The organism is Nocardioides luteus (genome assembly GCF_000960475.2).
GTDB classification, from domain to species: domain Bacteria; phylum Actinomycetota; class Actinomycetes; order Propionibacteriales; family Nocardioidaceae; genus Nocardioides; species Nocardioides luteus_A.
Map to the genome: position 1 here is coordinate 23,232 of NZ_JZDQ02000026.1, position 24,822 is coordinate 48,053.

Annotated in this window: 23 protein-coding genes; 14 read left to right on the plus strand and 9 right to left on the minus strand. The window is 69.7% G+C overall.

Going from position 1 to position 24,822, the window contains the following annotated elements; translation table 11 throughout:
* Positions 1-25: 25 nt before the first annotated feature.
* Positions 26-1,225, minus strand: a complete 1,200-nt coding sequence (locus UG56_RS18070) for an acetoin utilization protein AcuC (protein WP_045547673.1) — start codon at positions 1,223-1,225, stop codon at positions 26-28.
* 186 nt (positions 1,226-1,411) lie between these two features.
* Here UG56_RS18070 and trpS point away from each other — a divergent pair, with 186 nt between their 5' ends.
* Positions 1,412-2,365, plus strand: a complete 954-nt coding sequence (trpS, locus tag UG56_RS18075; protein ID WP_045547674.1) for a tryptophan--tRNA ligase — start codon at positions 1,412-1,414, stop codon at positions 2,363-2,365.
* 100 nt (positions 2,366-2,465) lie between these two features.
* On the opposite strand, the gene UG56_RS18080 is transcribed toward trpS, so the two are convergent.
* The 3 genes from UG56_RS18080 to UG56_RS18090 form a co-directional block, all read right to left on the minus strand.
* The gene (locus tag UG56_RS18080) at positions 2,466-3,917 is read right to left on the minus strand and encodes an MFS transporter (protein WP_045547675.1); all 1,452 of its coding nucleotides are present in this window, start codon (positions 3,915-3,917) and stop codon (positions 2,466-2,468) included.
* A gap of 165 nt (positions 3,918-4,082) precedes the next feature.
* Positions 4,083-5,540 carry an alkaline phosphatase PhoX gene (locus UG56_RS18085; protein WP_045547676.1) on the minus strand — a complete coding sequence of 486 codons (1,458 nt, stop codon included), beginning with the start codon at positions 5,538-5,540 and terminating at the stop codon, positions 4,083-4,085.
* 435 nt (positions 5,541-5,975) lie between these two features.
* A complete protein-coding gene (locus UG56_RS18090) occupies positions 5,976-6,926 on the minus strand; it encodes a 5'-nucleotidase (protein ID WP_143055096.1) in 951 nt (316 codons plus the stop codon).
* A 111-nt stretch (positions 6,927-7,037) separates the two neighbouring features.
* On the opposite strand from UG56_RS18090, the gene UG56_RS18095 reads away from it, so the two are divergent.
* Both UG56_RS18095 and UG56_RS18100 read left to right on the plus strand, forming a co-directional pair.
* Positions 7,038-7,496 (plus strand): low affinity iron permease family protein, encoded by a 459-nt coding sequence (locus UG56_RS18095; protein ID WP_084101251.1) that lies wholly within the window; start codon positions 7,038-7,040, stop codon positions 7,494-7,496.
* Positions 7,493-7,867, plus strand: coding sequence for a low affinity iron permease family protein (locus UG56_RS18100; protein ID WP_084101253.1), 375 nt, complete (start codon positions 7,493-7,495; stop codon positions 7,865-7,867). The genes UG56_RS18095 and UG56_RS18100 overlap by 4 nt, the downstream gene beginning before the upstream one ends.
* A gap of 24 nt (positions 7,868-7,891) precedes the next feature.
* Here UG56_RS18100 and UG56_RS18105 read toward each other — a convergent pair whose 3' ends face one another.
* Positions 7,892-8,365: a nitroreductase gene (locus UG56_RS18105; RefSeq protein ID WP_143055097.1), complete on the minus strand. Its 474-nt coding sequence runs from the start codon at positions 8,363-8,365 to the stop codon at positions 7,892-7,894.
* 104 nt (positions 8,366-8,469) lie between these two features.
* Between UG56_RS18105 and UG56_RS18110 the strand changes: the two genes are divergently transcribed.
* The 11 genes from UG56_RS18110 to UG56_RS18160 all read left to right on the plus strand — a co-directional run bounded on the left by UG56_RS18110 (position 8,470) and on the right by UG56_RS18160 (position 21,442).
* Positions 8,470-9,585 carry a sensor histidine kinase gene (locus tag UG56_RS18110; protein WP_045547678.1) on the plus strand — a complete coding sequence of 372 codons (1,116 nt, stop codon included), beginning with the start codon at positions 8,470-8,472 and terminating at the stop codon, positions 9,583-9,585.
* A complete protein-coding gene (locus UG56_RS18115; protein ID WP_045547679.1) occupies positions 9,582-10,355 on the plus strand; it encodes a LytR/AlgR family response regulator transcription factor in 774 nt (257 codons plus the stop codon). The genes UG56_RS18110 and UG56_RS18115 overlap by 4 nt, the downstream gene beginning before the upstream one ends.
* 19 nt (positions 10,356-10,374) lie before the next feature.
* A complete protein-coding gene (locus tag UG56_RS18120; RefSeq protein WP_045547680.1) occupies positions 10,375-10,758 on the plus strand; it encodes a membrane protein in 384 nt (127 codons plus the stop codon).
* On the plus strand, positions 10,755-12,284 hold the full coding sequence (locus tag UG56_RS18125) for a sodium/solute symporter (protein WP_045547681.1): 1,530 nt from the start codon (positions 10,755-10,757) through the stop codon (positions 12,282-12,284). Before UG56_RS18120 ends, UG56_RS18125 begins: the two co-directional genes overlap by 4 nt.
* Positions 12,285-12,400: 116 nt before the next feature.
* A complete protein-coding gene (locus tag UG56_RS18130) occupies positions 12,401-14,227 on the plus strand; it encodes a hypothetical protein (protein WP_143055098.1) in 1,827 nt (608 codons plus the stop codon).
* A 191-nt stretch (positions 14,228-14,418) separates the two neighbouring features.
* Complete coding sequence (locus UG56_RS18135) at positions 14,419-14,769, plus strand: DUF485 domain-containing protein (protein WP_045548969.1); 351 nt, start codon at positions 14,419-14,421, stop codon at positions 14,767-14,769.
* Position 14,770: 1 nt separating this feature from the next.
* The gene (locus UG56_RS18140; protein WP_045548970.1) at positions 14,771-16,402 is read left to right on the plus strand and encodes a solute symporter family protein; all 1,632 of its coding nucleotides are present in this window, start codon (positions 14,771-14,773) and stop codon (positions 16,400-16,402) included.
* 114 nt (positions 16,403-16,516) lie between these two features.
* Entirely contained in the window at positions 16,517-18,484 is a 1,968-nt protein-coding gene (gene acs, locus UG56_RS18145) for an acetate--CoA ligase (RefSeq protein WP_045548971.1), read from the plus strand.
* Positions 18,485-18,613: 129 nt separating this feature from the next.
* Positions 18,614-19,912 (plus strand): Na+/H+ antiporter NhaA, encoded by a 1,299-nt coding sequence (gene nhaA / locus UG56_RS18150; RefSeq protein WP_045548972.1) that lies wholly within the window; start codon positions 18,614-18,616, stop codon positions 19,910-19,912.
* A gap of 42 nt (positions 19,913-19,954) precedes the next feature.
* Complete coding sequence (locus UG56_RS18155; RefSeq protein ID WP_045548973.1) at positions 19,955-20,362, plus strand: phage holin family protein; 408 nt, start codon at positions 19,955-19,957, stop codon at positions 20,360-20,362.
* 147 nt (positions 20,363-20,509) lie between these two features.
* The gene (locus tag UG56_RS18160; protein WP_045548974.1) at positions 20,510-21,442 is read left to right on the plus strand and encodes a DUF559 domain-containing protein; all 933 of its coding nucleotides are present in this window, start codon (positions 20,510-20,512) and stop codon (positions 21,440-21,442) included.
* A gap of 160 nt (positions 21,443-21,602) precedes the next feature.
* Here UG56_RS18160 and UG56_RS18165 read toward each other — a convergent pair whose 3' ends face one another.
* From UG56_RS18165 to nth, 4 genes are read right to left on the minus strand one after another with little or no spacing between them, the layout of a single operon-like run.
* The gene (locus UG56_RS18165; RefSeq protein ID WP_045548975.1) at positions 21,603-22,781 is read right to left on the minus strand and encodes a MarP family serine protease; all 1,179 of its coding nucleotides are present in this window, start codon (positions 22,779-22,781) and stop codon (positions 21,603-21,605) included.
* The gene (locus tag UG56_RS18170; protein WP_256206733.1) at positions 22,778-23,467 is read right to left on the minus strand and encodes an NUDIX hydrolase; all 690 of its coding nucleotides are present in this window, start codon (positions 23,465-23,467) and stop codon (positions 22,778-22,780) included. Before UG56_RS18170 ends, UG56_RS18165 begins: the two co-directional genes overlap by 4 nt.
* The gene (locus UG56_RS18175) at positions 23,464-24,096 is read right to left on the minus strand and encodes a TlpA family protein disulfide reductase (RefSeq protein ID WP_045548976.1); all 633 of its coding nucleotides are present in this window, start codon (positions 24,094-24,096) and stop codon (positions 23,464-23,466) included. The genes UG56_RS18170 and UG56_RS18175 overlap by 4 nt, the downstream gene beginning before the upstream one ends.
* Positions 24,096-24,812 carry an endonuclease III gene (nth, locus tag UG56_RS18180; RefSeq protein WP_008356271.1) on the minus strand — a complete coding sequence of 239 codons (717 nt, stop codon included), beginning with the start codon at positions 24,810-24,812 and terminating at the stop codon, positions 24,096-24,098. The genes UG56_RS18175 and nth overlap by 1 nt, the downstream gene beginning before the upstream one ends.
* Positions 24,813-24,822: the final 10 nt, after the last annotated feature.

Here is a 24,822-nt window from a genome sequence, read left to right on the forward strand (position 1 = left end):
CAGATCAGCTCACAACCAGTCCGGGCTACGGCATCGGGTCGAGTCCATGCAGCGGGAACACCGCTGTGCGAGTCGCGTGGACCTGCCGGTCCAGCCACGTGCCGGGGTCATACCCGCTCCCCCAGTCGCGGTAGGCCGGTTCACGTCCGTCCGTCATACGCAACGGTGCGACCCTCCCGAGGCGCGTCTGCACGTGCTCGCGCCAGCCACCTGGCACGTCGAGCGTCGGCTCCAAGGGATTACCCGAGACTAGCGCAAGAAGGTGCGTCCACGCGCGTGGCACGACGTCGACCACCGCATAACCGCCGCCGCCGAACGCCACCCACTTGCCCGCACACACCTCGTGGGCGAGCTCGTGCAGCGCGACGTACGCCGCCCGCTGGCCGTCCACGCTGAGCGCCAGGTCGGCGAGGGGGTCGTCGGTGTGCGAGTCGCAGCCCTGCTGGGTCACCAGGATCTCCGGCTGGAACTCCCGGATCAGGTCGGGTACGACGGCGTGGAAGGCGCGCAGCCAGCCGTGGTCGGCGGTGCCGGGCGGCAGCGCGACGTTGACCGCGCTCCCCTCCGCCTCGGGCCCGCCGACCTCCTCGGCGAAGCCCGTGCCGGGGAAGAGCAGCTGCCCGGTCTCGTGGAGCGAGATCGTCAGGACGCGAGGATCGTTCCAGAACGCCCGCTCGACGCCGTCGCCGTGGTGCACGTCCACGTCGACGTAGGCGACCTTCTTCACGCCCTGGTCGAGCAGCCACTGGATGCCGGCGGCGACGTCGTTGTAGATGCAGAACCCGGACGCCCGGCCGCGCATCGCGTGGTGGAGGCCGCCCATGATGTTGGCGCTGTGCAGGCTCTCGCCGGAGTAGACCTGACGGCAGGCCTCGATGCTAGCGCCGACGATGTGGGCGCTGGCGTCGTGGATGTGCGGGAAGACCGGGTCGTCCTCGGTGCCGAGGCCGTGAGCCAGATCCGGCTCGCCGCTCCGGCCCGCCCTGATGACCGCCTCGATGTAGCTCTCCTCGTGGATGGTGAGCAGCTGCTCCGGAGTGCCCATCGGGGCCTCGACGACCTTCAGACGGTCGAGCACGCCGAGCTCGCCCGCCAGGCGCATCGTCAGATCCACACGGATCGGCGCCATCGGATGCGTCGGGCCGAAGTCGTAGTCGGCCAGGCTGTCATCGAAGACGACCGTCGAGTGCCCCTGGCAGCTGGTCGGCTCTGTGGTCGTCGTCATGGGCCACACGGTATCCGTGACGTGTGCGACACTGGAGGGGTGTTCAGCATTCGTTCCACCCAGTGGTGGCCCGCCTCCTAGGCGGTCCACCCGATTGTTGAGCACTCACATCAGGCCGCCCACGGGCGGCCTCTTCTCGTTCGATCGTCGCTGACCCGTGGGCCTTCTTCTCCCGAAAGGTCCATCATGACCAGGCGACTCTCTCTCATCACTCCCTCCGGCCGACTCACCCTCGGCAACCTGCTCGGCGCGCTCCGGCCCATGGCCGCCACCGCCGACTCCTCGGCCTTCTACGGGCTCTCCGACCTGCACGCACTGACGCTGCCCCATGAACCGTCGGTGCTGCGTACGCGGACGGAGGAGATGGCCCTCCTCCTCATGGCCGCCGGCCTCGAACCGGCCACGTTGTTCATCCAGTCCCACGTCCCCGCGCACCGGTCGCTCAGCTATCTGCTCGAGTGCGTCGCGCACACCGGCGAGCTGGGCCGGATGATCCAGTTCAAGGAGAAGTCACGCCGCGTCGGGGCCTCGGTACGCGCCTCGCTCTTCACCTATCCGGTGCTGATGGCGGCCGACATCCTCCTCTACGGGGCCACCGAGGTGCCGGTCGGCGACGACCAGCGCCAGCACGTCGAGCTCGCCCGCGACATCGCGATCCGGTTCAACACGACGTACGGCCGGGTCTTCTCCGTCCCGCAGGCGGTGCATCCTGCGGCCGGCGCCCGGATCATGGACCTGGCCGACCCGACCCGCAAGATGTCGAAGTCGGCCGGCGACCAGCACCCCGGGTCGATCTTCCTGCTGGACGAGCCTGATGTCGTACGTCGCAAGATCTCGCGCGCGGTCACCGACTCCGCCGGGGACGTCTCCCGCGATCCCGAGCGGCCGGGCGTGACCAACCTGATCGACATCCTCGAGGCCTGCGGCGGCTCTCCTGCCGGGCTGTCGGGCTACGGCGCCCTCAAGGCTGCGGTCACCGACGCCGTCATCGCCGAGCTCGAGCCGATCCAGAAGCGCTACCGCGAGCTGGCTTCCGACCGGACGTACGTCACGCAGGTGTACGCCGCGGGCGCCGAGCGGTGCCGCGAGGCGACCGCTCCGGTCCTGGCCGCGGCGGAGGCGGCGATCGGGCTGGCCTGAGCGCGGCCGGCCCGTGTAACACGCTGTTCGTAGGACTTCTCGCCCCTTCAGACAGGGCGAGTAGTCCTACGAACGACGTGTTACAGCCGGGGCGGGCCGGTCAGATCCGCACGTCGGCCAGCTCACCGACCCGCGCCCGCTGCGGACGCAGGTAGACCGCGAAGGTGACCAGCGCGCAGATGGCGTAGAAGATGGTGAAGGCGATGAAGGCGGACTTGGTGGCGTCGAGCGGGTTGGTGACCCACGGGCTGTTGAAGGCGATCGGGATGAAGAAGCCGCCGATCGCACCGACGGCGCCGATGATGCCGACCGCAGCGGAGGACTTCTTGGTCGCGCCGGCCAGCGCGGCCTCCCGCTCGGCGGTGCCCGGGGTGGTGGCCAGCTCGGCCTCGCGACGGAAGATCGCGGGAATCATCTTGTAGGTCGAGCCGTTGCCGATGCCGGTCGAGGCGAAGACCAGCATGAAGAAGCCCAGGAAGACCGGGAACCACGACTGGTTGTCGAACGCGATCGCGGGCGTGGCGTCCGGGTTCGGGGTGAGCTGCATCAGCGTCCACAGCACCGCGAGAGTGAACACGACCATCCCGATGAACGCACCGAGCGTGACCTTCGCGCCGCCCCAGCGGTCGGCCAGCCAGCCGCCGAGCGGCCGCGTCGCGGAGCCGATCAGCGCGCCGAGGAAGGCGAAGTAGGCGAAGTAGATGCCGGTGCCGAGCGGCGCGGGCTCGGGCACCCAGAAGTTGAGCTTGATCAGCAGCGGCATCGCGGCGGAGTAGCCGATGAAGGAGCCGAAGGTGCCGATGTAGAGGAACGACATGATCCAGGTCTGCTTCGACTTCACCACCGAGAGCTGCTCCTTCGGCGAGGACTTCGCATCGGTGAGGTTGTCCATGAAGAAGTACGCCGCGATGACGCCCAGGACGGCCAGGCCGGCGTAGACGAAGGCGGCCCGCTCGAGGTGGATGCCGCCCTCGGAGGCCTTCACCAGGCCGAAGATCCCGGCGCCACCGACGATCACCGGCAGCAGGAACTGGATGAGCGCGACGCCCACGTTGCCGCCGGCGGCGTTCAGCCCGAGCGCCGCACCCTTCTTCGCGGAGGGGTAGAAGAAGTTGATGTTCGACATCGACGAGGCGAAGTTGCCGCCGCCGAGGCCGGCGGTGGCGGCGATCAGGCAGAAGGCCCAGTAGGGGGTGGAGGGCTGGGTGACGGCGTACGCGAAGCCGAGGGTCGGCACGAGCAGCAGGCCGGCCGACGCCATCGTCCAGTTGCGGCCACCGAACTTCGGCACCGCGAGGGTGTAGGGCACCCGCAGCAGCGAACCGATCAGGTTGGGCAGGGCGATCAGGAAGAAGAGCTGGCTCGGGGTGAACTCGAAGCCCTGCGCGACCAGGAAGGCCGAGGAGACCGACCAGATCAGCCAGACCGAGAATCCGAGATGCTCGGAGAAGATCGACCAGATCAGGTTGCGGCGGGCGGTCTTCGCCCCGGTTTCCTCCCAGAAGGTGGCGTCCTCCGGACGCCAGTCGTCAATCCAGTGGCGGCGGCTCATGTGGGCTCCTCAGATGCGGACAGTCGGCGAGATATCACCCACGATCACCAGCCCAGGTTTCAACAGCCGCCAACCCTGGCATGCGAGACCGTCAACTTCCGCTCACGGCCTCACAGTTCTCACAGCCTCACTCCGAGCTCACGTCGAGCCGCCGCCCTGCGATCCTCAGCCCAGGTAACGCTCCCAGGGGCCGGTGATGGCCAGGGTGTAGCCGGGGTCCTGCATGTTGACGAAGAGCACCTTGCCGTCGGGCGAGAAGCAGGGGCCGCAGAACTCGGAGTCGTTCAGGTCGTTGCGGGCGATGGCGTACGCCGGGCCACCCGGGAACGCGCCGAGCACGTGCGAGGCGCCGGTGCCGTCCTCGGCGAGCACCAGCGAGCCCCAGGGGGTGACGGTGACGTTGTCGGGGCCGTCGAAGGTGAGGTCGGTGTACTTCGGCGCCGGGGCGTCGTCCTCGGACTGCGTCTGGTGCGGGAAGTACGTCACCAGCTGGATCGTCTCGGCCCGGTAGTCGTAGAACCACACCATGCCGTCGTGAGGCGTGGCGTCGGCGGGCAGGTCACCCTCCTCCCAGGCGTAGGAGTTGACCACGTAGACGCCCTCGTCGGTGCCCCACACGCCCTCGAACTTCTTGCCCCGGGTGATCTCGCCGTCGGCGAACTGCTCACGGGTCTGGGTCTCCTGCGCGTCCCGCTCGGGGACCGTCTTCCACTTCACCTTGAACGGACGGCCGATCTGCGCCGAGGTCAGGTAGGCGACGTCGGGCAGCACGGAGCCGTCGTCGAGGACGATCGCCATCGCGCCGAGCTCACCGGCGTCCGCCGCGAGCTCCGTGCAGACACCCGGGCCGAGCACGACACCCTTCGGCGCGGTCCAGCGGTAGAAGAGGCCGTTGGGCCCGCTGGCGTCCTCGGAGAGGAAGACCTTGGTGCGCGTCGGGTCGATCGCCAGCGCCTCGTGCTTGTAGCGACCGAAGGCCTTGATCGGGCGCGGGTCGGCCGAGCCGTCGGCCCAGACCTCGAAGACGTAGCCGTGGTCCTTCTCATAGACGCCCTTGCTGCCGTCCTCGCCCTCCCACTCGTCACCGGCATCGTCGACGGTCTCCTCGCAGGTCAGCCAGGTCCCCCACGGGGTCGGGCCACCGGCGCAGTTGGTGGACGTGCCGGAGATCGCGACGTGCTCACCGAAGTTGGCACCGCCCGCGTCGGTGGTGATCACCGTGCAGCCGCCCGCGGGCGCGCCCGGGTCGTAGACGGTGCCCTCGACGTGCGGGACAGGTACGCCCTCGCCGGGCTCGATCTCGTGGTTCTGGATCAGCGTGTAGCGCCCGCGCCTGCCGCCGAGCACCATCATCCCGTCGTGGTTGGACGGCGTCTTCTCCCCCGTCTTCAGGGTCGTCTCGCCGGCGGAGGTGACGATGGCGTACGAGAAGCCCTCGGCCAGCGCGAGGATCCCCTTCGGGTCGTCGACGAGCGGCGGGAACGGCTCGCGGGCGCGCCTGCGACCGGGGGTGCCGGGTCGAGCGGGCTTCGCCTCGGCAAGAGCGGGAACGGCGCCGGCGACAGCCAGGCCGACCCCGGCCGCGGCGCCACCGGTGAGCAGGGAGCGTCGAGTTGCGGACATGGGTTGAACTCCTCGGAGCTTCGTAGGGGAACCCGTGACAGGTCTCAGCCCTTTACCCAAGCCACTCCGCAACACCTGCACGCCCGCCCGAGGTGAACCTCAGGCGACGGCACCGTGAAACGTACGCCGGCGGCGCCTCAGGCCGCCCGGAACAGACCGGACAGGCCGGACCGGCCGGCTCTCCGCGCGGCGCCGGAACCACCGCTTTCCCACGCGTGTCCACACCTGCAGCACATCAGCCGCCGGCGGCCCCCCGCCGAACGCGAGAGAACCCGGATCTCCTCGTCTTCGGTGCACGTGGCACACATAGCCGAAGTCATCGAGTGAACTCCTCGCACTTCTCAAGTGAACAGAACCTGTACAACTCTCCCCAGGGTGACATACGCGAGGGCCCGCCCACCAGATGAGCACTTCCTGTGGGTGAACTGTCAAGCGCTATTGACCAGCGGGAACGTCGTCCGCGTTGGCCACACCGTAGGGGATGTGCACCCCGGCGATCGACTCGACCGCCTCGTCCAGGTGAGTGGTCTGGTCGTCGAAGAAGATCAGCGGGCGGAGCACTTCGAGCACCCGCACCTTGTCCACGCCACCCAGGAAGAACGCCTCGTTGACGTGGACGTCCCAGGACTGCAGCGACCGGATCGCCCGCTCGTGCGCCGGGGCGCCGCGGGCGGTGACCAGCGCGATCCGCAGCCGTGGCTCGTAGTCCGGGTCCTCGAGGCGGCGCTGCTCCTCGATCTGCTGGATCAGGTTGAGGTCGCGCAGCAGCGGCTGCAGCGGCCCGGGCGCGAGCGGCTCGCTCTTCCGGCTCGCCTCGTAGGCCCGATACCTCTCGATCCCCTCCTCGCGGAAGACCCGCTCGGAACCGTCGTCGGCGAGCACGCCGTCGAAGTCGAAGGCCACGACCACGGAGCGGTCGGTGTCGTCGTACGTCGCCGCCGACGGCAGCACATGACCGGCCGGGAAGCCCTCGCGGTTGGCCGCGATGACGTCGTCGCGGTTGCCGCTCAGGAACAGTGACATCCCGAGCGCGCCGATGTAGCGGTGGGGCGAGCGGCCCTGGGTGAACACGGCCCGGGTCATCGGCAGGCCGTGGTGCTCGATCGAGCGCATCACCCGCAGCCCGGTGCTGGGATCGTTGCGCGAGACCACGATCACCTCGACGAGGCCGTCGTCGACGTCGGCGGCCAGGTCGTTGAGGCTCAGCAGCCGTTTGATGAACGGGAACGCGACGCCTGGTCGGAGCGGGTCGTCGATGCGCTCGTCCTGGTAGCGGCGGTAGGCCTCCTCGCCGTGCTCGCGGAAGTAGGCGTCCGACTCGGTCAGGTCGAAGAGCGCGCTCGACGCGATCCCGACGACCAACCGGTCACTCAGCTCGTATCCCACGCCTGGCAACCTACCGCTCACCTCCGACATCGGGTGGCGGCGTGTGCGGATGACGTGTGGGTATGAAGAGGCCTGAATCGGGTACCGGAGCGCTCGGCCTAGGAGGTAGTGATGTCGACGAGCGAGCGCGAGCAGCACTTCGAACGGGAAGGCTCCGAGGGGTCACGTCACAGCGACGCGAAGACGATGCCCTCGGAGGTCACGAGCCGGGTCGGGATCTTCGACCGCTTCGCCACGCACGCGAGCACGTTCGTGTCGCGGGCATGGTTCTTCGTGATGTGCGTGCTTCTCGTGGTGATCTGGGCACCGTCCATCGTCGTGCTGCCCGATGTGGACACCTGGCAGCTGATCATCAACACGGCGACCACGATCGTCACCTTCCTGCTGGTGGCGCTTCTGCAGAACACCCAGAAGCGAGCCGACGACGCCGTTCAGCACAAGCTCAACGCCATCGCGGAGGGGCTCTCCGACCTGATGGGGCGACTGGCCCGCGACCACCCGGACCTCGGTGACGACCGCGACGAGCTGCGGCAGGCGGTGGGTCTCGAGGAACGGGAGAGCGCGGAATGACCCGCCTCGAGCAGGAGACGCCCCACTACGTACGCGACCGCTTCTCCGCCGCTGCCCACGTGCTGGCCGGCGTGGCCGGGTCGGCCTGGGCCAGCGGGATCAGCATGGTGGTCGTCGCAGGCCTGCTGATCGCGGGCCTGGTCACCGCGTTCGCGCCGTGGTGGCACAGTCTCGTCTACGCGACCGGCTCCATCGTCAGCCTGCTGGTGCTCTTCAGCATCCAGCACACCACCAACCGGCAGACCAAGGCGATCCTGCTCAAGCTCGACCAGCTGGTCGAGGGCGTCGAGGGCGCGGACAACGACGTCATCGGGATGGAGGACCGCGACCTGGAGGACCAGGAGCACATCCGGCACCGGCACCAGCGGTAGCCGGCGGCCGACCCGACGATGACGTCAGTCCGCGTTGGTGACGCGGAGGAACTCCTGGACGTCGAAGACGGCGCGGAAGACGCCGGCTGCCTTGGGGAGCAGGGGCGCGACCTCGGCGTAGGAGACGATCCGCGGGTCGGTGACGCGGTGCTCGACGCCGTCGTAGACGATCGTGGCCGACTTGGCGGCCAGGACGTTCTGCGCCCAGTCGACCTTCGAGGTGTAGGGCAGATTGATCACGAAGCCGTCGGGCGTCGGGAACGGGGTCACCGGGGTGGCGTACTGCTTGCCGCTGGCCCGGCCGACGTGGAGGACGACGCCGTTGGTGGCGCCTTCCGTGCCGGCGGTCTTGAGGGCCTCGGAGGCGAAACGCTTCGAGAAGGCACGGATCCGGTCCTGCAGCCACGGCGACTTGTTGCGCATGCCGATCACGAAGGCGGCGCCCGCACCCGCTACGCCGACAGCCAGCAGACCCGGGATCACTCGACTCAATCGCATGCCGCAAACCTACCTCGCACACCTGCGGCGGCTCGGGTGACAGATAGCGTGGGCGCCGTCACACTGGAGGCCTCGGCCGAACCACTGGCGAGGAAGGAGCACGGATGCGGCGCTGGCTGCGCACCTCCTCGGGCACCCACCTGGGCACGGAAGCCGACCGGGCGACCTTCCGTACGCTCCACAACGCCTCGCTGGCGAGCCCCGCGCTGCGTGGCGGGCTGACCGTCGACAGCGCCGAGCGGGCCGCGCCTCATCTGCAGGCGCTCCTGGCCGCGCCGGCGCTCGCGATCACCGACACCGACGGGCTGCTCGCCTGGGAGGGCATCGGCACCCACCACCAGGACCACGTGGGCAAGCTGGCCGAGGCGACGCTCGAGCGCGGCGCGACCCGGTTCTACGACCGGGTCGACCTCGAGTGCGGCCAGGCGGGCTGCCCGCTGCACTCCGCCGTGGTCAGCCCGCTGGTCGTCGAGGACCACCTGGTCGGCACGCTGCAGGCGTACGCCCCGGACACCTCGGCGATGATGGTCCGTGCCACCGACGAGGTCGCGACCTGGGTCTCCGGCCAGCTCGAGCTCGCCGAGCTCGACGCGTCGCGGCGGCGCCTGATGGAGGCAGAGGTCCGCGCGCTGCGCGCGCAGATCAGCCCCCATTTCATCTACAACTCGCTGGGGGCGATCGCCAGCTTCGTACGCACGGATCCGGAGCGTGCCCGCGAGCTGCTGCTGGAGTTCGCGGACTTCACCCGCTACTCGTTCCGGACCCATGGCGAATACACGACGCTGTCCGAGGAGCTCCGCTCCGTGGAGCGCTATCTCCTCCTGGAGCAGGCCCGGTTCGGCGAACGGCTCTCGGTGAGGCTGTCGGTGGCGCCCGAGGTGCTGCCGATCGCGGTGCCGTTCCTGTGCCTGCAGCCGCTCGTCGAGAACGCCGTACGCCACGGCCTGGCCGACGCCCAGACCGGCCACATCTCCATCCGCGCGGCCGACAGCGGCACCGAGTGCGTCATCGAGGTCGAGGACGACGGCGCCGGCGAAGACCCCGAGAAGGTCCGCAACGCGCTGGCCGGCGGAGCCGACTCCGTCGGGCTCGGCAACGTCGACGCCCGGCTCCGCAACGCCTACGGCGACGACTACGGTCTGGTCGTCGAGACCGCGCCCGGCGCCGGCACGAAGGTCATCCTCAGAATCCCGAAGTTCGCTCCAGGAGTGCACACATGAACGGCCGTACGACGCAGGCCTTCGCCGCCAGACAAGGGGCGCCGGGAGGCCGGCTCCGCATCCTCGTCGTCGACGACGAGCCGCCGGCGGCCGACGAGCTCTCCTACCTGCTCACCCAGGACGCCCGGGTGGCGGAGGTGCGCACGTGCCTCAACGCGACCGACGGGCTGCAGCAGTTGCAGGAGTCGAGCGTCGACGCGGTGTTCCTCGACATCCAGATGCCCGGCCTGAACGGGCTCGAGCTGGCCCGGCTGCTGGCGCGCTTCAAGACCCCGCCGGCGGTCGTGTTCGTGACCGCTCACGAGGAGCATGCGCTGGAGGCGTTCGACCTGCGCGCGGTCGACTACGTGCTCAAGCCGGTGCGTGCCGAGCGGCTGGCCGAGACCGTCACCCGGCTGATGGGCAGCGTGCCGGAGGAGGAGCCGAGCGGCGACGTACAGATCCCGGTCGAGCTCGGCGGCGTCACCCGCTTCGTGTGGCGCTCCCAGATCACCCATGTCGAGGCGCAGGGCGACTACGCCCGCCTGCACACCGCGGACGCCTCCCACCTGGTGCGGGTCCCGCTGACCCAGCTGGAGCAGGAGTGGGCCTCCGCCCGGTTCGTACGCATCCACCGCTCGCTCCTCGTCAACCTCGCCCACGTGACCGAGGTGAGGTCGGAGGCCGGGCGCTGCTCGGTCGTCGTCGGCGGCGCCGCCCGCGGGACCGAGCTGCAGGTCAGCCGCCGCCACACCCGCCAGCTCAAGGACCTGCTCGCCCGACGCGGCTGACCCAGATGACCCAGCCGAGATGACAGAGCCACAACGCGTACGCGTCACCGGACCGCCCCGGCGACGCCCGGCGGTCCGCCGGGTCGACGTCGACGAGGACACCCGCCTCGGCGAGGTCTACCTCGGCTCGCTGATGCGCGCCCAGCTCTCGATCGCCGTACGCACCCTGGCGGTGCTCTTCCTAGGCGTCGGCTCGCTCCCGCTGCTCTTCTGGCTGGCTCCGGGGCTGGTCCACACGGCACCGTTCGGGGTGCCGCTCCCCTGGCTGCTCCTCGGGGTGCTGGTCTACCCGTTCCTGTTCCTCCTCGGCCGCTGGTACCTGCGCGGCGCGGAACGCAACGAGGCCAGCTATGCGGACCTGCTCCGTACCGATTCCTCGGGCTCCGAGGACGAGGCGCCATGACCTTCGACTCCGCCCCCGCGATCGTCGCGGTCACGCTGGTCACCCTGGCGACGCTGACGATCGGCACCTGGGGGCTGCGGTTCAGCCGCACCACGAGCGACTTCTACGTCGCCTCGCGGTCGGTGCGGCCCGGGCTCAACGCGAGCGCCATCGGCGGCGAGTATCTCTCGGCCGCCTCCTTCCTCGGCGTCGCCGGGCTGGTGTTCACCTCCGGCGCGGAGATGCTCTGGTATCCGATCGGCTGGACCGCCGGCTATCTCGTGCTGCTGACCCTGGTCGCCGCACCTCTCCGCAGGTCAGGGGCGTACACCCTGCCCGACTTCGCCGAGGAGCGACTGGCCTCGAGGGGCGTGCGGCGGCTCTGCTCGCTCCTGGTCGTGACCATCGGCTGGCTCTATCTGCTGCCTCAGCTGCAGGGCGCTGGGCTGACCCTGGAGCTGGTCGCGGGCGCACCTCGCTGGGTGGGGCCGGTGCTGGTCGGGACTGTCGTGCTGGTCAGCGTCTTCTCCGGCGGGATGCGCTCGATCACGTTCGTGCAGGCCTTCCAGTACTGGCTCAAGCTGACCGCTCTGCTGGTGCCGGTCGGGGTCCTGGTCGCGGTCTGGGGCCACGACGGCGCACCCCGCGCCACCGACCTCAGCCAGACCTGGTCGCTGCCGATGGGCACCGACGGCTCGGCCGGCCTCTACGCCACCTACTCCCTGATCGCGGCGACCTTCCTCGGCACCATGGGCCTGCCGCACGTCGGCGTCCGCTTCTACACCAACCCCGACGGCCGCGCCGCCCGCCGCACCACCCTGGTCGTGCTGGCCCTCCTCGGCGTCTTCTACCTGCTGCCGCCGATCCTCGGGCTGCTCGGCCGGGTGTACGCCGCCAGCCCCTCCTCCGCCGACACCCTGGTGCTCGAGCTCCCCCGCCTGATGGTTCCCGGCTGGGCCGGCGACGCCCTGACCGGGCTCGTCTGCGCGGGCGCCTTCGCGGCCTTCCTGTCGACCTCGTCCGGCCTCGCGATCGCCGTCTCCGGGGTGCTCTCCCAGGACGTGGTCGTGCCGTGGCTGCGCCGCCGGGGCAGCCGGTTCGGCGGAGTCGCCGCCTTCCGGATCGCCTCGCTGGTCGCCGTCATCGTCCCGGTCACCGGCGCCCTACTGACCCCGAGCGTCGGCGTCGCCCGCGGTGTCGCGCTCGCCTTCGCGCTCGCCGCCGCCACCTTCTGCCCGCTGCTCCTGCTCGGCATCTGGTGGCGCCGGCTCACCGCCTACGGCGCCGCGACCGGGCTGGTCACCGGCCTGATCACCACCGGGACGGCCGTGATCGTCACGATCAGTGGGTGGCGTACGGATACCTGGGCCGACGTCGCCCTCACCCAGCCGGCGCTGTGGGCGGTGCCGCTCTCGTTCGCGGTGATGATGGCGGTCAGCCTCGCCACCGCGGCCCACGTCCCCGCCCACACCACGCGGCTTCTCGTACGCCTCCACACCCCCGAGCCGACGATCGAGCCCGCCGTCACACCTGCGCTGCAGCGCTGAGTGGGCCCACACAGACGACGACTCGAAACCCTCGCGACGTCGGCGTCCTCGTCGCTATTCTGACGAACCGTCTTGGCTTGCGCACATGCTCCTCGACGTCGACCCGGGAGGCGAGGATGGCTGAGAACGCCGTGACGCAACCGCCGCCCGTGGAGCAGGCCGACGACGAGGTCGCGGGCCCGTTGAGCATATACGTGGTGACGGCCGCCGGCCTGCTGGGCGCAGGGCACGCGGTCGCGGGGCGCGAGATCGACGGAGTCGGGGACCTGGCTCTGGCGGTGCTCGTGACGCTGGCCGGAGTCTTCGTCGGGCTCCTCCTGGGCGTGCTCGTCGGCGTGGGGCTCGTGGCGATCGACATCGTCGCGGTCGCGCCGGGGATCACGTGGTGGCGCGGACGACGGTTCGGCCGGGTCGTAGCACTCGTCGTCCTGCTGTGGACGCCGATCATCACCGCCCTGCTCTGGTGGTGGCCCGACCGATTCCTCCCCGCCGGCCTGGTCGCGGGCTTCGGGTCCTGGGCCGTCTTCCTGGCCCACCGGCGCTTCGGTGAGTCGGAGCATCGCGTCGTCCGGGCGATCCCGCACCTCGGCGGGGTCGCGGTCGTCACCCTCGTCGGCGAGCAGGTCTTCTTCGGCAATCTGCTCTCGACGACGTACGTCGCGCCGGTGCTCTTCGGGGTCGCCGGGTGGCTCTCCTGGTGCGGCTGGCGGGCGATGCGCACGGATCGGCGGCTGGCGGTGCGGGCCGCGGCCGACATCGTCTGGTCGGTCCAGCTCGGCCTGCTGCTGACCCTGGTGCTGGTGTGGCTGGCCACGGTCCTCACCCTCAGCCCGACCCAGGTCACTGCGATCCGGGCCGTGCTGGAGAGGACGCAGACGCTGACCGGGGTGCACTGGGCGTACTGGCTGACGGCCTACGTCGCCCTCGCCGTGAGCAGCTTCCTCGTCCTGCGGTGGCCGCAGCGGTTCGGCGAGACCCGGTTGCTGCCCATGTCCGGCGTGCTCGGCATCGGGAAGCGGACGCTGGCCGGGATCAACATCGCCCTGATGGTCTCGCTGGTCTTCACCATCACCGCGGTGCCCGTCTCCGAGGGCGTGTGGAAGCGGCAGGTCGAGGAGCGCTACGCCCTCGAGACGCGACATGTCCGGCACGCGGCGGGCGAGGAGGCGGCGTACCAGCAGATCCACCAGTACGTCACCGCGAACCGCCGCGCCGCGGACAAGCTCGCGCCCGTCGTCGAGGCCGTCCACGAGGCCGCGCCCACCGAGCCGGGTGAGCCGGTCTCGGAGAGCGCCCTGGGCATCGCCCGGCAGCTCGGCCGGTTCCAGGCAGCGACCCTCGACCTGGAGGACCCGGACGACCCGGCCCCGGAGAACGACACCGACCTGCCCGGCGATCCGGACGTGAGCGAGGCGTTCGACGAGCTCGCCGAGGTCCAGCAGGCCACGACGCAGCAGGAGGCGCGGGCCGGCCGGTTCGCGGACGCCGCCGCGGCCGCCCTCGCCGGCGCCCTCGACATCCCCGACCTCGGACGCAGCGAGGTCGTCCACATCCTCCGTGCCTATGTCGGCGGGCTGGTCGAGGACGGTCCGGTGCGGGACCTCTTCTACCGCTGGGCGCGCGACGGCGGGACCGCTCCGCCCGCGGTCGGCCGGCTGGTCTCCGTCGACCTGCCCGCCCTCTACGCCGCCGGCTACGAGCTGACCCGGAGGGCGGCGGTCCGCGCGGGCGTGGACGTGTGGGCGTTCACCGCGACGTACGGCCTCGGGCTCACCATGCCGGGCGAGTCCCCGGAGATGGCCGAGATCGTGATCCTCGCTCGCCAGAACCACCACCTCAGCCACAGCAGCAGTCCGTGCCCGGGATGCGTCCACCCGCACGAGGGCGGAGGCACCCGGACCGGCGAGGGCGGCAGGCCCAGTGGCGGCGGGCGGCGCGGGTAGACCCGCCACTCGACGCACGATTTCGACCGCTCATCGCGCGACGACGCCGTCCACCGAATGACCGCGCGCTACCCCACGACGAGCAGGGCGGACGACCCCTAATGTGACTGCGATCACACGTCGCCCGTCCCTGGTCTCGACAGGCTCGACCACCAGAAGCCAGGACGGCCTCGTCAACGAAAGGGTTAACCGTGAGCGCTGAAGCACACGACCAAGCCCACCGGCACGACCCGGTCTACGACAGCCTGCACGCCACGGCGGAGTTTCGCGCTCTGCGGTCGGCGTACCGGAAGTTCGTCTTCCCGGCCACGGTGGCATTCCTGGCTTGGTATCTCCTCTACGTCTTCTGCTCCAACTGGGCCGACGGCTTCATGGACACCAAGCTGGTCGGCAACATCAACGTCGCTTTGGTGTTCGGACTCCTGCAGTTCGTGACCACCTTCGGCATCGCGTACCTCTACGCCAACTACTCCAACAAGCACCTCGACCCGCTGGCTCGGAAGCTCGACGAGGAATACGAGATCGAGAAGAGGAAGGCCTGACATGGACGGCAGCCAGATCCTCACCACAGTCCTCTTCCTCGCCGTCGTCGCGATCACGATCGGCATCACCTTCTGGGCGAGCCGGCAGACGAAGACGGCGGCCGACTACTACGCCGGTGGCCGTGGCTTCTCCGGGTTCCAGAACGGTCTCGCGATCGGTGGCGACTACATGTCGGCGGCGTCGTTCCTCGGCATCTCCGGCGCCATCGCGCTGTCGGGCTACGACGGCTTCCTCTACTCGATCGGCTTCCTCGTCGCCTGGCTGGTGGCCCTGCTGCTGGTCGCCGAGGTCCTGCGCAACTCCGGTCGCTACACGATGGCCGACCAGCTGGCGTACCGGATGAAGCAGCGGCCGGTCCGGATGGCGGCCGCGACCTCCACGGTCGTCGTGTCGATCTTCTACCTGCTGGCCCAGATGGTGGGTGCGGGCGCCCTGGTGGCCCTGCTGCTCGGCGTCGAGGACCAGGCGGTCAAGAACGTCGTGATCCTGTTCGTCGGCGCGCTGATGATCTTCTACGTCACCGTCGGCGGGATGAAGGGCACCACCTGGGTCCAGATCGTCAAGGCCGTCCTCCTGATGACCGGCTCGGCGCTGATCGTGATCCTGGTGCTCGCGCACTTCGGCTTCAACCTGTCCTCGCTGCTCGGCTCCGCGGCCGAGGCCTCCGGCAAGGGCGACGCGTTCCTGGAGCCCGGCCTGAAGTACGGCCTGACCTTCACCAGCGAGCTGGACTTCGTCTCGCTCGGGCTCGCCCTGGTGCTCGGCACCGCCGGCCTGCCGCACATCCTGATCCGCTTCTACACCGTCCCGACCTCGGCGGACGCCCGCAAGTCGGTGCTGTGGGCGATCGGCCTGATCGGCGTCTTCTACCTGTTCACGCTGGTCCTAGGCTTCGGTGCGGCCGCGCTGGTCGACCCGACCACCTTCGACAAGGCCGGCAACCTGGCGGCGCCGTTGCTCGCCCAGGAGGTCGGTGGCGGTGACGGCTCCGTCGGTGGCGCCGTGCTGCTGGCCCTCATCTCCGCGGTCGCCTTCGCCACGATCCTCGCCGTGGTCGCGGGGCTGACGCTGACCTCGTCGGTCTCCGTCGCCCACGACATCTACAACTCGGTGATCAAGCGCGGCAAGGCCACCGAGAAGGAGGAGCTGAAGGTCTCACGCTGGGCCGCGGCGGGCATCGGCCTGGTCGCGATCCTGCTGGCCATCCCGGCACAGTCGCTGAACATCGCGTTCCTGGTGGCGCTGGCCTTCGCGGTCGCCGCCTCGGCGAACCTCCCGGCGATCATCTACAACATGTTCTGGGCGCGGTTCAACACCCGCGGTGCGGTCTGGTCGATCTACGGCGGCCTGATCTCCTGCGTCGGCCTGGTCTTCTTCTCGCCGGTCGTCTCCGGCAAGACGGCCGTCGACGCGGTCACGGGCGACACGATCTCCGCGTCGCTGTTCCCGCTCGGCGTGGACTTCTCCTGGTTCCCGCTGGAGAACCCGGGCATCATCTCCATCCCGCTCGGGTTCTTCCTGGGCTGGCTGGGCACGGTGACCTCGAAGGAGCCCGAGACCGCCGAGCGGTACGTCGAGCTCGAGGTCCGCGCCCTCACCGGCGCCGGCTCGGAGAAGGCGATCACGCACTGATCCACCCGATGGCGGGCCGTCGCTACCTCTGGTTGTGACGACGGCCCGCCATCGTTCTTTCCCCCGCACTACCCTGTGGCTTGAGCCACACATTTTTCGTACGTAGGAGTCACTGTGACCGACGAGACCCTGTCCAACCTGCTGCACGAAGAGCGCCGGTTCGAGCCGCCCGCCGAGCTCGCCGCCGCCGCCAACGTCAAGGCCGACGCCTACGCCTCCGCCGAGGAGGACCGGGACGCCTTCTGGGCCGCCGCCGCGGAACGGCTCACCTGGGCCAAGCCGTTCGATCGCGTGCTGAACTGGGACAACCCGCCGTTCGCCAAGTGGTTCGAGGGCGGCGAGATCAACGTGGCCTACAACGCCGTCGACCGCCACGTCGAGGCGGGCCTCGGTGACCGGGTCGCGATCCACTGGGTCGGCGAGCCGGCGGACGACAAGCGGACGATCACCTATGCCGAGCTCAAGGACGAGGTCTCCCGGGCCGCGAACGCCTTCGAGGCGCTGGGCGTCGGCAAGGGCGACCGGGTCGCGATCTACATGCCGATGATCCCCGAGGCCGTCTTCGCGATGCTGGCCTGCGCGCGGATCGGGGCGATCCACACCGTCATCTTCGGTGGCTTCTCCGCCGACGCCCTCGCGACCCGCGTCGTCGACTGCGGCGCGAAGCTGATCGTCACCTCCGACGGCGGCTACCGCCGTGGTGCGCCCTCTGCGCTCAAGCCGGCCGTCGACGAGGCCGTCACGAAGGTCGAGGAGGCCCAGCCCGGCCTGGTCGAGAACGTCGTCGTCGTCCGCCGCACCGGGCAGGACGTCGACTGGAACGACTCCGTCGACAAGTGGTGGTCGGATGTCGTGTCACCGGCATCGACCGAACACACCCCGGTGGCGCACGACGCCGAGCACCCGCTCTTCGTGATGTACACCTCCGGCACCACGGGGAAGCCGAAGGGCATCCTGCACACCACCGGCGGCTACCTCACCCAGGCGGCGTTCACCCACTGGGAGGTCTTCGACCTCAAGCCCGAGACCGACGTCTACTGGTGCACCGCCGACATCGGCTGGATCACCGGCCACTCCTACATCGTCTACGGCCCGCTGGCCAACGGCGCGACCCAGGTGCTCTACGAGGGCACCCCGGACTTCCCGGAGAAGGGTCGCTGGTGGCAGATCATCGAGGAGTACGGCGTCACCATCTTCTACACGGCGCCGACCGCGATCCGGACGTTCATGAAGCAGGGCCGCGCCATCCCCGACGCCCGCGACCTCTCCTCGGTCCGCCTGCTCGGGTCCGTCGGTGAGCCGATCAACCCCGAGGCCTACATCTGGTACCGCGACGTCATCGGCGGGTCTGCGGTCCCTGTGGTGGACACCTGGTGGCAGACGGAGACCGGCGCGATCATGATCTCGCCGCTCCCCGGAGTGACCGCCGGGAAGCCGGGCTCGGCGATGAAGGCCCTGCCGGGGGTGGGCGCCGACGTGGTCGACGACAACGGCGTCCCCGTGCCGAACGGCTCCGGGGGCTACCTCGTGCTCACCCAGCCGTGGCCGTCGATGCTGCGTACGATCTGGGGGGACGACCAGCGCTACGTGGACACCTACTGGGCGCGCTTCAAGGACCAGGGGTTCTACTTCGCCGGCGACGGCGCGAAGAAGGACGAGGACGGCGACGTCTGGGTCCTGGGCCGCGTCGACGACGTGATGAACGTGTCCGGGCACCGGCTCTCCACGACCGAGATCGAGTCGGCGCTGGTCTCCCACTCCTACGTCGCCGAGGCCGCGGTCGTCGGCGCGACCGACCCTGACACGGGGCAGGCCGTGGTGGCGTACGTCATCCTGCGCGACGGGGCGCCCGCGGACTGTGAGAAGGAGCTCTCCGACCACGTCCGCAAGGAGATCGGCCCGATCGCCAAGCCGCGGCAGATCATGATCGTGCCCGAGCTGCCCAAGACCCGCTCGGGGAAGATCATGCGGCGCCTGCTGCGTGATCTCGCCGAGGGTCGCGGCGTGGGCGACACCACCACACTGGCCGACCAGACGATCATGGACCTGATCGCCGCCGGGCAGGCGACCTCGACAGAGTGATCCTCCTCGGTTTCGCGGCCCGGTCATCCCTCGTGGGTGGCCGGGCCGCTTGCTAGGGTCGGTAGCAGGTGTGCCGGGAAGTCTGGTCGGCGTGAGTTCGACGACCCCTGAGCCTCTGGAGGCCCACTCGTGACCGACAACCGCAACCGCCTGTTCACCCGTGGCTCCTGGCTGGAGACGTCGCGTACGGCCGAGATCCTCCGGGCCGAGACGACCGGTGGCATCCTCCTCATCGTCGGTGCGGTGATCGCCGTCGTCCTCGCCAACAGCCCTTGGCGGGAGGCCTACGAGGCGGTGCGCGACTTCCGTATCGGGCCGGCCGCGCTCCACCTCGATCTGAGCATCGGGGCGTGGGCGGCGGACGGCCTGCTGGCGATCTTCTTCTTCGTCGCCGGCCTGGAGCTCAAGCGGGAGTTCGTCGCCGGTGACCTGCGCGACCCGCGCCGGGCGGCGCTTCCGATCGCCGCCGCCGTCGGCGGCATGGTGGTGCCGGCCGCCGTCTACGTCGCGGTGAACCTCCTCGACGACGGCTCGCTGTCGGGCTGGGCGGTGCCGGTCGCCACCGACATCGCCTTCGCGGTCGCCATCCTGGCCGTCATCTCCACCCACCTGCCTGCCGGGCTCCGTACGTTCCTGCTCACCCTCGCCGTGGTCGACGACCTGCTCGGGATCATCATCATCGCGGTCTTCTTCACCTCCGAGCTCCACATCGGGATCCTGTTGCTGGCGCTCGTGCCGATCGCGCTCTTCGGGGTGCTGGTGCAGCGCCGCGTACGCAGCCCGTGGCTGCTCATCCCGCTCGCCCTGATCGCCTGGGCGCTCGTGCACGCGAGCGGCGTCCACGCCACCGTGGCCGGGGTGCTGCTCGGCTTCACCGTGCCGGTGCTCCGCAAGAACCCCGAGTCCAAGCGCGGCTACGCCGAGCACCTGGAGCACCTGACCCGGCCGATCTCGGCCGGGGTGGCGGTGCCGATCTTCGCCTTCTTCGCCGCAGGCGTCTCGCTCGGCGGCTGGAAGGGCATCGCGGGTTCGGTCACCGACCCGGTCGCGCTCGGCATCATCGCCGGCCTGGTCCTCGGCAAGCCCATCGGCATCGCCGGATCGACCTGGCTCCTGTCCACCTTCACCAAGGCCTCGCTCGACGACGACCTGGCGTGGTCCGACGTGATCGGGATGGCGATGCTGGCCGGGATCGGGTTCACCGTCTCGCTGCTGATCGGCGAGCTCGCCTTCCACGACCAACCGGCCGTGCACGACCACATGAAGGTCGGTGTCCTCTTCGGTTCGGTGCTCGCCGCACTGCTGGCGACGGTGGTGCTGCGCGCGCGGAACCAGGTCTACAAGCGCATCGAGCAGCTGGAGACTCTCGACGTCAACAAGGACGGCGTGCCGGACGTGTTCGAGGATGATCCGGGTCGGGACCGGTAAGGTCGTGGGCGCTCCCCAACACACGTTCAGCGAAGGGTTCCCATGGCAGTCGACATCGTGAAGTCCCCGGGCGGCGAGGACCCGACGATCGGGAAGCTCGTCGTCGACGCCACTCGCGACATCTCCGAGCTCGTCAACAAGGAGATCACGCTCGCCAAACAGGAGCTCAAGGTCTCGGTGACCAACGCCGGCGTCGGCATCGGCCTCTTCGCCGCCGCCGCGTTTCTGCTCGTCCTCGCCGTGATCATGCTGTCCGTCTCGGTCGCCTACTTCATCCACTGGGCCGGCCTCGGCCTGCACTGGTCCTTCCTCATCGTCTTCGGCTTCTACGTGCTCCTCGCCGGCCTCCTCGGGTTCATCGGCGTGCTCAAGGTCAAGAAGGTCAAGGCCCCCGAGAAGGCGATTGCACAGGGCAAGGAAATCCCGCGGGCTCTCAAGGGCCAGCGCTGACCCCTCCCCGCCGAGGCGTCACCCCCGTCGGCCGAGGCGTCACATGTGTGGGCCATTTGCCGTCCACAGGGCCCACTGGGTCCGAAGTTATCCACAGCCTCTGAAAAGGCGGATGATTTCGTACGCAACCTGGCGCACGCTGCGGCCATGAATCTCTCACTCGTCAAGACCGACGGCCCGCTGCCGGAGCGACCCTTCACCACGTCCGACATCGAGTCGGTCGCGACCAACCGATACGCACTCGCGCAGGCGATCAGCCATGGCGACGTGCGCCGCCCTTTCCGAGGTGTCTATCTCGCGGCCCAGGCCGAGGACGATCCGGTGAAGCGCGCCGAGGCGCTCGTGCAGGTGGTGTCCGAGCACCAGGTGATCAGCGACCGGACCGCAGCCTGGGTCCACGGCATCAACACCTTCACCCAGACGGAGATGGCGCAGCCTCCGGCCGTGGAGACGTGCGCCGTCCGCGGCCACACCCGCACGCGGCGCCCGGGCACCGACGGTCGATCGCGCGACCTCCTTCCCGAGGACATCACGGTCATCGGCGGCGTACGTGTGACGACGCCGCTCCGCACCGCGCTCGACCTCGGCTGCAATCTGAACCGCCGGGAGGCGATGGCTGCGCTCAACGAGTTCGCCCGACACCACGGGATCACGCGGAGCGCACTCGACGAGCAGCTGCCCCGCTTCCGCGGGCGCCGGGGCGTCGTCCAGCTCCGCGAGCTCGTCCCACTTCTCAACCGCCGCCTCGAGTCCCAGCGCGAGTCCTGGACCCTGCTGGCGATCAGCGACGCCGGCCTCCCTCTCCCGGAGGCGCAGGTATGGGTCGACGTCGAAGGCATCCCGACCTACCGCCTCGACTTCGCCTATCGGCTCGCCAAGGTCGCGATCGAATACGACGGCGAGGACCACGACGACCCCGACCAGCGCATCTACGACGAGGAACGTCGAGGCTGGCTGATCGATCACGGCTGGACGATCGTCATCGTGCGAAAGGGCGACTTCACCGGCGACCGTCTCGACATCTGGCTCCGGGAGATCAAGGACGCCCTGACCCCGACCTACTCCGCCCGCCGCTTCTGATCGAAGCGTCACCCCCGTCGGCCGAGGCGTCACCCGCGCAGGCCGAGGCGTCACTCCCGTCGGCCGAGTTGGCATCGCGTTGCCAACTCGGCCGACGTACGTGACGTCTCGGCCGACCTGCCCGACGCCTCGGCCGACCTGGCTGACGCCTCGGCGGGGGTCAGCCGGCGCAGGCCCCGGTGTCGACAGCAGCAGTCTCGGAGCGAGCCTGGCGAGCGATGTCGATGACCTGGTCGGTCGTGAGGGCATAGCCGGTCTCGGAGTCGGTGACCGAGGCGGCGAAGACGACGCCGACGACGTCGCCCTCGGAGTCGACGATGGGACCGCCGGAGTTGCCGGGGCGGATGAGGCCGCGTACGGAGTAGACGTCGCGGATGACGGTGCCGACACCGTAGATGTCGGGCGAGCGGAGGCGCTGCTCGGCACGGATACGACCGGGCTGTACGTCGAAGGGGCCGTCCTGCGGATAGCCCAGGACCGCGATCGGGTCCTCGGCGGCGGCCGTGCTGTCGAAATCGAGACGCTTGAGGTCGCCGCCGCCCTTGAACTTCAGGACGGCGATGTCGATCTCGGGGTCGTAGTGGACGACCTTGGCATCGTTGGCACCGTCACCGATGATCACGTTGGGATCGTCGACACCGGCCACCACGTGGGCGTTGGTCATCAGGTAGCCGCGCCCGATCACGAACCCGGTGCCCTCGACGCCCTTTCCACACTCGTTGGCGCCACGGATCTTGAGGACCGACTCGCCGGCGCGTACGACATCGGGGTCGGTGAGCATGCGCCGCGGGCCGGGGCCGACCTCGACGATCCGCTCACGGGCGAACGGCTCGAGGTAGCGCGGGAAGAACGAGGTGCCGACGACGTCGTTGAACGCGCGCAGCGCGCGGTCGGCGGGCGACGGCATGATCGAGTCGACCTTGGCAAGGATCGCCGAGCCGCGTACGGCCGGGGTGAGCCCGTTGATCTGCGCCCCCGAGACCGCGACCCCGAGCGCCCAGGCGACCACCAGCACGGCAGCCGCGCTGAGCAACGCGCCGCCGAGAGCGTCGACGATCCGCGCCGGCTGCCAGGTGATCTCGTCGCGCACGCGTACGCCGCCGTACTGCAGCACCGCCTGGCCGATCGAGGCGCAGGCGATCACGATGAACAGGGCGCCCAGCGAGACCCACAGCGACGGCGCCGCGCTGCCGAGCACCTTCGGCGCCAGCCAGATGCCGATGAAGCCGCCGAGCAGCAGTCCGCCGGTCGCGAAGGCGCCGGTGATGAAGCCCTGCCAGTATCCCGAGAGCGCATAGGCCCCGACGAGGACGATCAGGATCCAATCAAGAAAGTTCACGGCCGATTCCGTTCGCGTCCCTGCAGCATGTATTCGGGCAACTCCTTGATCGGGGCGTCCGGAATCTCCGAGATCCACCCGAGATAGGTGAAGAACCGGTTGATGATTCCACCTGTGAAGCCCCAGAGGATGACATCCTTCTCCGGTCCGATCAAGAACGCGGGCATCAGCCATCCGCCGCGCCCCGGCGAACCCACCTGGATCCGGTGGGCCGGATCCATCAGATCGGACAACGGCACCCGATAGACCGCGTGCACCTCCTCGACCGAGTGCGTCGTCACCGGCGACGGCTCGCGCCACCACGCGATGATCGGCACCACGGCATGGTTGGAGAACGGGATCCACAGCGCCGGAAGCCGCCCGACCACGTCGACACCGGTCGGGTCGAGCCCGGTCTCCTCCCATGCCTCCCGGAGCGCCGCCTCCTCGGCGGTCTCGCCCGGATCGAGCCGGCCGCCGGGGAACGACACCTGACCGGGGTGGGAGCGCATCGTGTGCGAGCGCTCGGTCAGCAGCAGATCGGGACCCTCGGGACCCTCACCGAAGAGCATCAGGACAGCCGACTCCCGAGCACTCCCGTCGGCGGGCGGCAGGAACTGCGAGATGTCCTCGCCCTGGATCCGCGCGGCGGCGTCGATGATCTCCTCGAACCACTCCGGCCGCGCGCCGTTCCTGCCCACGCTCACAGCGTGATCCCCAGCTTCTTCTCCACGAGCTCCTTCACCTGGGCCGCACTCTTCATGCCACCCATCTGCAGCAGCTCCACCTTGCCGGAGGAGGAGAGCACGTACGTCGCCGGAACCGCTCGCGCGGTGAGCGGCCCGCCCTGCAGCTCACCGCCGGGATCGGCGTACATCGGGAAGGTCACCCCGCGCGAGATCGCCTCCTCGAGCGCGACCCCAGGGACGGTGTCCATGACGTCGATGCCGATGACCGGGACCTGGTCGCCGTAGGTCTCGTAGAACGACTGGAGCGCGGGCATCTCCTCCTTGCAGGGCGCACAGAAGCCCTGGAAGAGGTTGATCACCAGCGGTCCCTCGAACGAGGCGAGGTCGGCGGCCTCACCACCACCGAGGCAGGGCAGCTCGATCGACGGCAGCCCGCCGTCGCTGGCGGAACCGGGCTGACAGGCCTCCACCTTCGATGCCTTCTTGGCCGCGACCATCTCCGCGGTGGCGACGTTCACCTTGGACGAAGAGGGCTTGTCGGCCAGCGGCGCGCCGGACTGCCCGCCTCCAGCCGAGGGCTCGGTGCCACAGCCGGCCAGGACGGCCAGCAGGACAGCAGCGACCGCCGCACCACGACGACGGACCATCAGTTGCGGCCCTCCGTGCGGACCAGCTTGGCCGCGGCGACCGGGTCGGTCGGCCCCTCCCCGTACGCAGGGCACAGCTGCGACACCGGGCAGGCACCGCACGCGGGCTTCTGGGCGTGACAGATCCGTCGTCCGTGCCAGATCACGTGGTGGGACAGCATCGTCCAGTCGCGCTTCTCGAAGAGCGCGCCGACCTCGTGCTCGACCTTGACCGGGTCCTTCTCGGTCGTCCAGCCGAAGCGGCGCGAGAGCCGGCCGAAGTGGGTGTCGACGGTGATGCCGGGCTTGCCGAAGGCGTTGCCGAGCACCACGTTGGCGGTCTTGCGCCCGACACCGGGCAGCTTCACCAGCTGCTCCAGGCGCGAGGGCACCTCCCCGTCGTACTCCTCCACCAGCACCGCGCTGAGCTTCAGCAGCGCGTCGGTCTTGGCGCGGAAGAAGCCGAGCGGCCCGACCAGCTGCTCCAGGTGCTCCCGGGGGGCCGCGGCCATCTCCTTCGCCGTCGGGTAGGCCGCGAACAGGGCGGGCGAGGCCAGGTTGACCCGCTTGTCGGTCGTCTGGGCGCTCAGCACCGTGACGACCAGGCACTCGAAGGGATTGGTGAAGTCGAGCTCGGCCTTCGCATCCGGGTAGGTCTCACCGAGGATGCGGTCGATCCGACGGGCACGACGCACCAGACCCAGGCGCGTCTCAGTCGCAAACTTCTGGGCAGGCACGCAGCAAGGC